Below are 11607 nucleotides of genomic sequence, written 5' to 3'. Positions count from 1 at the left end.
GGTATTGAATTACCCTTGGGTTAAACCGGAAAAACCGAGAAAGGCGAGTGACATCAAGCTGGCGGTAATCATGGCGATAGCGGCACCCCTGAACGGCTTGGGAATATCCGCCCCGGCTAAACGCTCACGCATGGCGGCAAAAAGCACCAGGATCAATGAAAACCCCAGCGCCGCGCCAAGCCCGTAAAGCGTGGTATGGAAAAAGCTTAACTCGCGGTTGAGCGAGAGCAGGGCGACACCCAACACCGCACAGTTGGTCGTGATCAAAGGCAGAAAGATGCCCAGTACTTGATGCAGCAGCGGGCTTAAATGGCGCACCATAATCTCGGTGAACTGCACAACTGCGGCAATCACCACAATAAAGCTGATGGTGCGCAGATAGGTCACATCCAGCGGCACCAACAAGCCGTAATAGACAACGTAGCTTGCAGCCGAGGCAAGTGTTAATACGAAAGTGGTCGCCAGCGACATGCCCATGGCAGATTCCAGCTTATTGGAAACCCCCATAAACGGGCACAGCCCCAAAAACTGTACCAATACAAAATTATTGACCAGCGCCGTGCTGATCAGAATGATAAATAACTCGCTCATAGTGACGTATCGTGGCTGACGACAGAAAAATCAGCATTAGGCGGTGTGAATATCTTGACCTGGTGGCGTCCTGCCGCTTTGGCGCTATAAAGCGCTTGATCGGCGGTGCTCATTAGTACATTCGGAGAAATATCGGTGCCTTCGTCCAGCGACCCGATTCCTACGCTAATAGTAACATAGGGCGCTACGGGCGAGGCCAGATGAGGAAATGCTAAAGCATCTATCGTGTCATGCAGCAACTGACCAATATGTTTTGCCTGTTGGGCAGAGGTATTGGGCAGTAATGCGCTAAATTCTTCACCCCCGGTTCGGGCGATTAAAAAATCATGCGTGGTGGCCACTTTTTGCAGTGTCTGGGCGACCTGCTGCAAGCACTGGTCGCCTTTCTGGTGCCCATAGTGGTCATTGAAAAGCTTGAAATGATCGATATCCAGCATCATCACGGCGAGTGGTTGCGATGACGCCTCCATTTCATGAATGGACGCTTGAAGGCGCTGGTCGAACAGCCGCCGGTTAGGTAGGCCCGTTAAAGAATCATGCGTGGAGAGATTTAAAAGCTCAGCATTAAGCTCACGTTGTCGACTTAGCTGCTGATCAAAGCTTCGCGCTAACAGCCCAATTTCATCGTTACGCTGGCAAAGCAGTGCAGAGTCCAAATTACTGTCTTCACTCATAGTTTGTTTTGCAAAAATGGCCAGTGCTTTAAGTGGCTTTAAAATCATGCGCTCCATAAGCCAGAGTACAAAGCCAATCACAAACAGCATGAGGCAAGCTGTCCAGATTAATACATAGCGAATGGTACTAAGGCTTGCTAGATAATGAGTACGGTTAAGTTGAGTGCCCACCAAGATGCTAATGGTGGGCACATTGGTCGGCAGTAAATGATGGGCGTAAATCGTCTCGCCCTCAATGTTGGTAAACGGTATGGCCTCAGAAGTCGGTCGCTGCTCAATGGTGATCGGAAGGCCTGTTACATTTTCCATCTGCGCTACCCATTTTTTATCCATTAAGCGCACTTTGGCTAACCAGCCGACGCTCGGGCCGCTGCCGTCAGTGCGCAGAATTGGCGTAATGGCGACCATTGCCGGAGCGCTAACCCCTGGTGAAAGAAAATATTGCTGTTCAGGGGTGTTTTCTATCGAACGCTGGATACTGTCAATCAACGCTGCCATCCAGGCGCAATCATCAGTAACGCCTGCACAGATTGCAAACTGGTTAGTGTCAGGGTCTAAGCCTGAAAGAAAGTAGATCTCGCCGTTAGCATCAAAAAACGCTATCAACTGGTAGCGCATCTCTCTCATCATATCAGGGCTGAAATTAACGTCGGCGTAGCGTGGATAGTTATTTTGAACGAATTGATAAGTATCGTCCCAGTGAGCCCAATCACGCGCTTGAGCCAGTAGGCTTTGCTGGGCTAAGTCGAGACTGCGTTCAACACGTTTTAGCTCCTGATTAATAACGCCACGCTCTTCTTCGTGCAGGGCGGGAAAAATAAACCATTTACTCATCACGACTAATGAGCATAGAGCGAGCAATAGCACACCACTCAACGCTACTAAAAATTGAAAACGCAGTGATTGAGAGAAGTGCCGAAGCATAATCAGGCCTAAACGGAGAGTCTTGTAAAAGGTTTATTAAGCAATACACGCAAGAAGGGGGCAGAGTCTGGTCGTCTCTACCCCCTGGAAGTGCTTAAAGGTCGGCTACATTACACGTTGGCCGGGTTCGGCACCAGCGTCAGGTGAAAGCAGATAAATACCGTCTTTATTGGCCGAGGCAAGCACCATACCTTCGGAAAGGCCAAAACGCATTTTACGCGGGGCAAGGTTGGCGACCATGACGGTAAGACGCCCTTCCAGCGCCTCGGGTGCATAGGAGCTGCGAATGCCGGAGAATACGTTGCGGGTTTCGCCGCCTAAATCCAGCGTCAATTGCAGCAGCTTGTCAGCGCCCTCTACGTACTGTGCCTTGGTGATACGGGCAATGCGCAAATCTACCTTTGCAAAGTCATCAAAGCTGATTTCGGCAGCAATGGGGGCTTCTGCCAGAGGTCCTTTAGGAGCTTCCTTAAGCTTTTGCTCTTCCACCAGATCCTCCTTTGAGGCTTCAATCATGGCGTCGATTTTGTCGCGTTCTACTCGGGTCATCAGGGGTTTGAATTTCTCCACCTCATGGCTCACCAGTACACTATGACGGCTTTCCCAGTTAAGTGAGTCAAGCTTCAAGAAGGCTTGTGTCTGGGCGGCCATGGTAGGTACTACTGGGGCTAAGTACACCATCAACTGGCGAAAAAGGTTAATGCCTACTGAACAAATCTCGAGTACTTCTTCGTCACGGCCGTCCTGCTTGGCAAGTGCCCAGGGCTCTTTATCGGCAATATAGGTATTGGCTTCATCAGCCAGTTCCATGATCTTGCGCATGGCACGGCTAAATTCGCGTGCCTCAAAATCTTCGGCGATCTCATCGCCCGCGGCAATAAACCGAGCGACCATCTGCGGTTCGGCGCAGTGCGCGGAAAGCGTACCGCCACCAATCTTTTTTACGAACCCGGCACAGCGGCTGGCGATATTGACCACTTTGCCAACGAGATCCGCATTAACCCGCGCTGAAAAGTCTTCCAGGTTGAGGTCAAGGTCATCAACTTTAGAGGTGAGCTTTGCCGCAAAGTAGTAACGCAAGTACTCAGGATTCAAGTAGTCGGCGTAGGTAGCAGCTTTGATAAATGTGCCACGGGACTTAGACATTTTGGCGCCGTCCACGGTTAAAAAGCCGTGGCAGTTAACCGCAGTAGGCGTGCGTAAATCGGCACCGTGCAGCATGGCCGGCCAGAAAAGTGCGTGGAAATAAACGATATCTTTACCAATGAAGTGATAGACCTCGGCGCTGGAATCCTTATGCCAATAGCTATCAAAATCGATGCCTTCACGGTCGCATAGATTTTTAAAGCTGGCCAAGTAGCCGATAGGCGCATCAAGCCAAACGTAAAAATACTTGCCTGGCGCATCCGGAATTTCAAATCCAAAGTAGGGTGCATCCCGGGAGATATCCCACTCATTAAAGCCTGACTCAAACCACTCCATCAGCTTGTTGCGAATTTGTGGTTGAACATGGCCATCGTTTATCCAGGCCTGTAGAAACGCTTCAAAGTCGGGCAGTTTAAAGAAATAATGGGTTGAACTGCGCACTTCAGGAATGGCGCCAGAAATAGCTGAGACCGGATTAATTAGGTCGGCTGGGGTATAGGTGGCGCCGCATTTTTCGCAGTTATCGCCATACTGATCCTCCGTCCCGCATTTCGGACAGGTACCCTTGATGAAGCGGTCTGCCAGGAACAGGCCTTTTTGAGGGTCGTACATCTGCTCGATATCGCGGGTAGCAATATGGCCTTTGTCGCGCAGACGCTTATAAATTAGCTCACTGAAGTGACGATTTTCATCGGAATGCGTGGAGTGGTAGTTATCAAAACCCACGCCAAAGCGGGCAAAATCTTCCTGATGATCCTGCGAGACCCGGTCAATCAAGGCTTCCGGTGAAATACCTTCCTGCTCGGCACGCAGCATGATGGCCGTGCCATGAGCGTCGTCGGCACAAACGTAGTAGCACTGCTGGCCACGGCTTTTCTGAAAACGTACCCAGATATCGGTTTGGATATATTCAAGCAAGTGACCGAGGTGAATAGCTCCATTAGCGTAGGGGAGCGCGCTGGTCACCAGAATGTTGCGCGTGGCAGAGTTAGACATGGTGAATGATAATTCCGATTAGGCGATGACAATAAAACGGCGAAGTTAACCGACGGCTTAGCCGGTTAGCGTAATTAAGTGGCGAAGATGCCAGCAGATCAGATGAATAGGACACCTGTATCTTCGCTTTTCATGAAGCTAGTACAGCGCTTGCTCTTCTTGAACGACTTCTTTCAAAAGTTCTAAAAATAGCCTGTCGGCCTCTGAATGCTCGGCAGGATCTTCTGGAATATGCACACTGGTAGTGTCCGAAATTTCATTGGCGATCCGTGCCATAACGGTCGGGCTGCTGCCTTCAGTTAATTGCTGACGAGCGATCACCAGCGACTGTTCAAGAATATTGGGGTCTTGAAGCAATTTACGTATAAAGCCGCGTAGTTCATTAATAATACGCGTTTTTTGAATTTCCGATGCAGACATAAAGCTCTCCTTAACGCCGCGCTTGCGCATATTGGCAAGCGGGGCCAGTCAATGCATTGACCATAGCATTTTTTTGTGGAGCGGGCATGGCTCGACTGGGTCCAAAGCCTATCGCGCAGTCCTATTATTTAAGCGTCAAACGCCCCGCTTTGTGTTTAACGGGGTTGGCATACTGTGCTAACCAGTATGGCCGAAGGTTCTCAGGAATGCTTTCCATACGCGCTTTAAAGCGCTCACGGTCCTGGCGGGTAATCGTCTTGCGAGCCACTAGCTCCGGTGCTTCACCGAGTGCTTCCAGAGCCAGGTAATGGCTTGGGTAAAGCCGATAACCGCCGATAACCTGGCGATCAATCTCAGCCGCTACTTCGTCTGGGGTGGCCATGTCGGCACCTACCGGGGTGCCAAAGCGTAGCTGTACTCGGCCTTTTTCACCGGTAATACCCGAGACAATCGAGCGAATATCTTCAAATTCGCTTTTTGCGTAGCTTCCCTGGTTCGCTATGTCATGCAGCTCCTGGGCTTTTTGCAGGTCACAGGGGTCGTATTCATAGCTGATGGAGACCGGGACGAGTTTAAGCTCAGCCACGGCGTCGCCAAACACCATGTCGCGCTCTGCATTACGCTTGGCCATGGTGAGCATCTTGATGATCGCGGGGTCAGTGCGGTCAATGCCATTTTTGGCACGCCCTTCACGCTGCGCCATCCATATAGAGTGGTTATCGCTGGTAATCGAGTGGCGAATATAGGCGGAAAGCTGCTGGTAGGCGGCCAGCATGGCGCGTTTGCCGCGCGCGCTTCTCGGAACGATAAAGCTTTTATTAAGCCGCATCAGGTCGGTGACATACGGTTTTTTCAGCAAATTATCACCGATGGCGATACGCACTGTATCGCGCCCTGCCTGGTAAAGCGCATAGTTAACAAAGGCGGGGTCGAGAGATATATCACGGTGGTTACCAATAAACAGATAGGCACTTTCTGGATCGAGCTTATCCAGGCCTGAGACTTCAAATGCATCTGTCGTGGTGCGAATCATGCGCTCCATATAGCTGGCAATGCGCATTTGAAAATCGCGTACCGTCGTGACCCCTTTTACTTCACGCTGTATCGCATTGCTTGCAAGCTTGCGCGCAAGCGATGGAACCCAGCGTGCCATGCGGGGCAATCGAAAGCGGGTAAGCGCATCCAGTAGCTCGCTGTCGCGGGCCAGTCGTGCAAGGACATCGGCCACTTCGGTGTCCGTATACGGGCGTATATCTGCCCACGGGTCGGTGGCATTCAGAGCGTTGGTTACGTCGTTGTGATGAGTCATGCGATCCGTTGGATGATAAACAGTAAAAATCAATTCATTGCAGCGAGATCAAACGTTAGGCATCTGCTGGCGTCGCAGGTTCCTGCTTGTTTTCACCACCCAGCCACTCTATCAGACGCGCAACGTCATCGGATAACGCCTGCGCCATTAAAATAAAGTCGGTTTCAAGTCGGGCCAGGGCGTCATCGCCATCGTCTGCGTGGTCCGCTTCTTCGATCAAGGCATCGCCAAACCGTAGCGATTTAAGCGCGAGGTCGTCATGCAGTACAAAACTTAAGCGGCCTTCCAGGCTCATCGCAAGCTTGCTTGCCTGACGTCCACTTTCCAGCAGTTGCTGAATTTCATCGCTATCCAGATCAACCTGACGGGCGCGGAGTACGCCATCATCGCCCTTGGCTTTAAGTTCAACCTGATCGCCCAACTGTAAATCCGCAGGGCGGCTGGCGGGGTCGCCAAGCCAGGTCGTCATCGCGCGGATGGGTAGCGTCTGGGACGATAAAGGCGTGGCTTTCAGGCTGCCCAGTGTCTCACGGAGTAGATCCAGAAGATCTTCAGCTCGGGTGCGGGAGCTTGCGTTAATGCCAATCAAGTGGCGTCGCGTATCCCACCACAGATCAATCTTCTGGCTGCGCACAAAGGCACGCGGAAGAAGCGCTTCGGTTACCTGCTCTTTGAGCGCCGTCTTCTCTTTACGGGTGACTTTGCGGCCTTCACGGGCTTCTATGTCAGCAACCTGCTCATCAACTTCTTCTTTCACCACCGAGGCAGGGAGCAGGCGTTCTTGACGCAATACCGAAAGCAAACGCTGGCCTTGAATCTCGTGGAGCAACTGGCCACCGCTAAGCCGTCCTGCGGGAGCTGTCCAGCCCAGGCGTCGGGCATCCGCATTGCCCAGCGGTTTGGCTGCGTGAGCTTGTAGCGCATCAGAAAGTGTTGTGCTGTCGAGCTCTGGCGCGCCGTGAAGGCGATATAAATGCAGGTGCTTAAACCACATGTCACCGATCCTGTTCAAAAGGTGGCACATTATGTCGAAAGCGGGGCATTCCTGCCAGCACCTTACTGTATAGGTGCTTATTGTATGTGTTTTAAACTTGTGTTTGATTAAGTCAATGGCTTATCAGTCGCTTTTTAAGTTTATTGAACAACCACCAAAGGAGTTGTTATGTCCAAGTCGCTCTCTCGCGTTCATCTGCGCGTTCGCGGTTTTCATTTAGATGGTTACGGGCATGTCAACAACGCCCGCTATCTGGAATTTATGGAGGAGGGCCGCTGGGCATTTTTTGACGAACACCCGACGTTGATTAGCGAGCTTCATGATGCCGGGCGTGCATTTGTCGTGGTGAATCTGAATATTGATTACCGCGCGGCAGCAGGGCATGGCGATGATTTAATCGTATTGACGGGTATTGTGGAGGTGGGCGAGCGAAGTGCCATTTGCCATCATCGAATTTATCGAGACGATGGCGTACTGATTGCCCAAGCCGACCTCACCTTTGTGCTTCTCGATATGCGGGCCAATAAGGCGGCGACCATCGAAGGCAGCGTGAGTCATGCGCTTAAAGGATTGATACTAACCAAAGAGCAGTTTTCGGTATAACAATCAATGCGCGGTACCCGGCTGCCCTTGCTGCGGATGCAGTGGTATGATGTAGCAGTATCTGCGCACCGTCTTGCTGTCTAGCAGTAGCGGTATTTAAGCGCTTTCAACTCTCGCAGTGCCAATGCAGTGCAAAGGATCTGACTTTCATGGGTGACATCGCCAGAGAAATCTTGCCCGTCAATATTGAAGACGAGCTCAAACAGTCGTATCTCGACTATGCGATGAGTGTCATTATCGGCCGCGCGCTACCCGATGTGCGTGACGGTCTGAAACCTGTTCACCGGCGTGTGCTGTTTGCCATGCATGAACTGGGTAATGACTGGAATAAACCGTACAAGAAATCGGCGCGTGTTGTCGGCGATGTCATCGGTAAATATCACCCGCATGGTGATAGTGCGGTTTACGACACCATCGTACGGATGGCGCAGCACTTTTCGATGCGTCACGTTCTGGTCGACGGCCAGGGCAACTTCGGTTCGATTGATGGCGATAACGCCGCCGCCATGCGTTATACCGAAGTGCGCATGTCGCGCCTGGCACATGAGTTGCTGGCGGATCTTGAAAAAGATACCGTCGATTGGGTCGATAACTACGACGGTACCGAACGTATTCCTGCCGTATTGCCCACTAAAGTCCCCAACCTGCTGATTAACGGCTCATCGGGTATTGCGGTAGGTATGGCGACCAATATTCCACCGCATAACATGCGCGAAGTTATCGACGGCTGTTTGGCGTTGATCGATGACTACACGCTGTCGGTGGACGATCTGATGGAGTACATCCCCGGTCCTGATTTCCCGACCGCAGGTATTATCAATGGGCGTGCGGGCATTTTAGATGCTTACCGCACCGGGCGTGGGCGCATCTATGTACGTGCCAGCCACACGATCGAGCACCATGATAAGACGGGTCGTGATCACATCATCATTACCGAGCTGCCTTATCAGGTAAACAAAGCGCGCCTGATTGAAAAAATCGCCGAGCTGGTTAAAGAAAAGAAAATCGAAGGCATTGCCGAGCTGCGCGATGAGTCTGATAAAGACGGCTTGCGGGTCGTTATTGAGATTAAGCGCGGCGAGTCGGGTGAAGTCGTCGTTAATAATCTCTTTGCCCAGACACAGCTTCAAAACGTGTTTGGTATCAATATGGTGGCCCTTGAAAATGGCCAGCCACGCACGCTGAACCTGAAAGAAATGCTGGAAGCGTTTATTCGTCACCGCCGCGAGGTAGTGACGCGTCGGACGCTGTTTGAGCTTAAGAAAGCGCGTGAGCGCGGGCATATATTGGAAGGCCTGGCGGTTGCCATCTCGAATATTGATGAAATCATCGAGATGATTAAAGCCTCGCCCAATGCCGCTGAAGCCAAAGAGAAGCTGTTGACGAAAACGTGGCAGCCTGGCCAGGTCACCGGGATGCTAGAGCGGGCGGGCGCCACGTCATGCAAGCCCGAAGAGTTGGATGAAAGCTTTGGCCTTAATCCCTCGGCTACCGAATATCGCCTATCGCCTGCCCAGGCGCAGGCCATTCTTGAGCTGCGGCTGCATCGCTTAACTGGCCTTGAGACCGAGAAGCTGCTCAATGAGTACCTGGCTATTCTGGAAAGAATCGCCGAGCTGACCGAAATCCTTGCCTCGGCCGACCGGTTGATGGAAGTGATTCGCGAAGAGTTGCATGCCGTACGCGATCAATACGGCAATGATCGCCGCACTGAAATTCAGGCAAGCCATCTGGATCTGTCGATCGAAGACCTGATTGCCGAAGAAGACATGGTGGTTACCGTGTCACGCTCTGGCTACGCTAAAACCCAGCCGCTTTCGGATTATCAAGCGCAGCGGCGTGGAGGGCGCGGCAAGTCGGCAACGTCGATGAAAGACGAGGATGTGATTGAACATCTGCTCGTTGCTTCAACCCACGATACCGTTCTGCTGTTCTCCAACCGCGGTAAAGTGTATTGGCTGAAAGTGTACGAGATGCCGTCCGCTAGCCGTGGTTCGCGCGGCAAGCCTTTGGTCAATATGCTGCCGCTGGAAGAGGGCGAATCGGTTAACGCCATTCTACCGGTACGTGATTACGACCCGGAACACTATATCTTCTTCGCGACCGCCAATGGCACCGTGAAGAGGACAAGCCTTGAGCAGTTCTCTCGTCCGCGTAGCGTAGGCCTGATTGCCATCGACCTGGAAGAAGGTGATCGTCTGGTCGGCGCGGCCATTACGTCAGGCTCTGACCATGCCATGTTGCTCTCTTCGAATGGTAAAGCGATCCGTTTTGAAGAAGGCAAGGCGCGCGCAATGGGCCGTACCGCTCGCGGTGTGCGCGGCATGCGTCTGGCGGATGGCGCTGAAGTAATCAGCCTGATTATCCCCAAAAGCCAGCAGATTGACGCGGAAGCCGATGCCGATGTGGTTGCAGAAGGTGTTGAAGAAAACGCCACTGAAAGCACTCAGGTAGAAGGTCAGATCTACATTCTGACGGCCAGTGAAAATGGTTACGGTAAGCGTACGCGTCTGGAAGAGTTCCCGCTGCGTGGGCGTGGCGGTCAAGGTGTTATCGCCATGCAAACCAGTGAGCGCAACGGTTCGCTGGTAGCCGCCATGCAGGTTTATGACAGCGATGAAATGATGCTGATTACAGACCGTGGCACGCTGGTGCGTACACGCGTGGAAGAGGTTTCTACCACTTCGCGTAATACCCAGGGCGTCATGCTGATTCGTCTGGGTAAAGAAGAAAAACTGGTTAAAACCGTGCGTGTTGATGAGCCTGTTGACAGTGAGCTGGAGACACTGGTTGAAGAGGGCGAGCAAGACAACGCGGACGCAAGCGCACAGGACACTGGGGCTGATGACACGTCACTATAACTTTTGTGCAGGGCCAGCGGCCCTGCCTGTTGCGGTGCTCGAAAGAGCCCGCAGCGAGCTGGTGGACTATCAAGGGCGTGGCTTGTCCGTTATGGAGATGAGCCACCGCAGCGATGAGTTTATCGCTATTGCTGAAAAGGCAGAGGCGGATCTCCGCCAGCTGCTCGGCGTTCCCGAAAATTATAAAGTGCTGTTTTTGCAAGGCGGCGCCAGCCTGCAATTTTCCATGCTGCCCATGAACCTGTTGGGTCAGGGTGGCAGTGCTGATTTTATCCAGACAGGCATTTGGGGCAAAAAGGCACTTAACGAAGCCAAGCGGCTGGGCTATGCGTGTCATGTGGCGGGCAGCAGCGAGCCTAACGGGCACGTTGCTGTACCTGAGCATGATGTACTGCGGGTCAGCAAAGACGCTGCCTATCTGCACTACACCTCCAATGAAACGATTGGTGGTCTGGAGTTTGATTACACGCCGCACATGACACGTGAGGACGGCCAATCCGTGCCGCTAGTGTGCGATATGTCATCCAACATTCTTTCCAAGCCAATTGATGTCTCGGAGTTTGGCGTTATCTACGCCGGAGCACAAAAGAATATAGGCCCTGCGGGATTAACACTGGTGGTGGTGCGTGATGATCTAATAGGCCGCGCTAAGCCCGATATTCCTTCGTTGTTTGATTATCAAATGCTGGCGGAAGCCGGGTCCATGGTGAATACACCGCCAACCTATGCATGGTATTTGGCTGGGCTTGTCTTCGAATGGTTGCGCAATGATATCGGTGGTCTAACGGCTATGGATGCGATCAATCAGCGCAAATCGGACAACCTTTATGCCGCCATTGAAGCCAGCGATTTTTATAGCAATCCGATTGCTGAGCAGAACCGCTCACGCATGAACGTGCCGTTTGTGCTAGCCGATTCAGCGCTCGATAAGGCCTTTTTGCAAGAAGCGGATCAGGCTGGACTGCTAAATTTAAAAGGCCATCGCAGCGTGGGAGGAATGCGCGCCAGTTTGTACAATGCGGTGCCCGAAGAAGCGGTCGATGCATTGGTGGCTTTTATGGCAGATTTTGAAAAACGAAGGGGCTAACA

General features: G+C 52.2%; 9 protein-coding genes. 3 read left to right on the top strand and 6 right to left on the bottom strand.

Annotation, left to right across the window (positions count from 1 at the left end):
- Positions 1–9: 9 nt before the first annotated feature.
- From rsxA to INT33_RS06060, 6 genes are all read right to left on the bottom strand, one after another.
- Positions 10–591 carry an electron transport complex subunit RsxA gene (gene rsxA / locus INT33_RS06085; protein WP_018916043.1) on the bottom strand — a complete coding sequence of 194 codons (582 nt, stop codon included), beginning with the start codon at positions 589–591 and terminating at the stop codon, positions 10–12.
- Complete coding sequence (locus INT33_RS06080; RefSeq protein WP_193091403.1) at positions 588–2099, bottom strand: sensor domain-containing diguanylate cyclase; 1512 nt, start codon at positions 2097–2099, stop codon at positions 588–590. Before INT33_RS06080 ends, rsxA begins: the two co-directional genes overlap by 4 nt.
- Before the next feature lie 195 nt (positions 2100–2294).
- Complete coding sequence (gene metG / locus INT33_RS06075) at positions 2295–4331, bottom strand: methionine--tRNA ligase (protein WP_193091402.1); 2037 nt, start codon at positions 4329–4331, stop codon at positions 2295–2297.
- A 138-nt stretch (positions 4332–4469) separates the two neighbouring features.
- Positions 4470–4751 carry a hypothetical protein gene (locus tag INT33_RS06070; protein WP_192537892.1) on the bottom strand — a complete coding sequence of 94 codons (282 nt, stop codon included), beginning with the start codon at positions 4749–4751 and terminating at the stop codon, positions 4470–4472.
- A gap of 124 nt (positions 4752–4875) precedes the next feature.
- The gene (locus INT33_RS06065) at positions 4876–6060 is read right to left on the bottom strand and encodes a 1-acyl-sn-glycerol-3-phosphate acyltransferase (RefSeq protein WP_193091401.1); all 1185 of its coding nucleotides are present in this window, start codon (positions 6058–6060) and stop codon (positions 4876–4878) included.
- A gap of 55 nt (positions 6061–6115) precedes the next feature.
- Positions 6116–7054, bottom strand: a complete 939-nt coding sequence (locus INT33_RS06060; protein ID WP_193091400.1) for a recombination-associated protein RdgC — start codon at positions 7052–7054, stop codon at positions 6116–6118.
- Between the two features lie 168 nt (positions 7055–7222).
- On the opposite strand from INT33_RS06060, the gene INT33_RS06055 reads away from it, so the two are divergent.
- From INT33_RS06055 to serC, 3 genes are all read left to right on the top strand, one after another.
- Positions 7223–7657 (top strand): acyl-CoA thioesterase, encoded by a 435-nt coding sequence (locus INT33_RS06055; protein WP_193091399.1) that lies wholly within the window; start codon positions 7223–7225, stop codon positions 7655–7657.
- Between the two features lie 149 nt (positions 7658–7806).
- Complete coding sequence (gyrA, locus tag INT33_RS06050; RefSeq protein ID WP_193091398.1) at positions 7807–10518, top strand: DNA gyrase subunit A; 2712 nt, start codon at positions 7807–7809, stop codon at positions 10516–10518.
- Complete coding sequence (serC, locus tag INT33_RS06045; RefSeq protein WP_193091397.1) at positions 10502–11605, top strand: 3-phosphoserine/phosphohydroxythreonine transaminase; 1104 nt, start codon at positions 10502–10504, stop codon at positions 11603–11605. The genes gyrA and serC overlap by 17 nt, the downstream gene beginning before the upstream one ends.
- Positions 11606–11607: the final 2 nt, after the last annotated feature.

It is taken from the genome of Halomonas colorata, assembly GCF_014897985.1.
Classification (GTDB): domain Bacteria; phylum Pseudomonadota; class Gammaproteobacteria; order Pseudomonadales; family Halomonadaceae; genus Vreelandella; species Vreelandella colorata.
The sequence above is the reverse complement of the archived record's forward strand: the minus strand, read 5'-3'. Positions and strand labels throughout refer to the sequence as shown.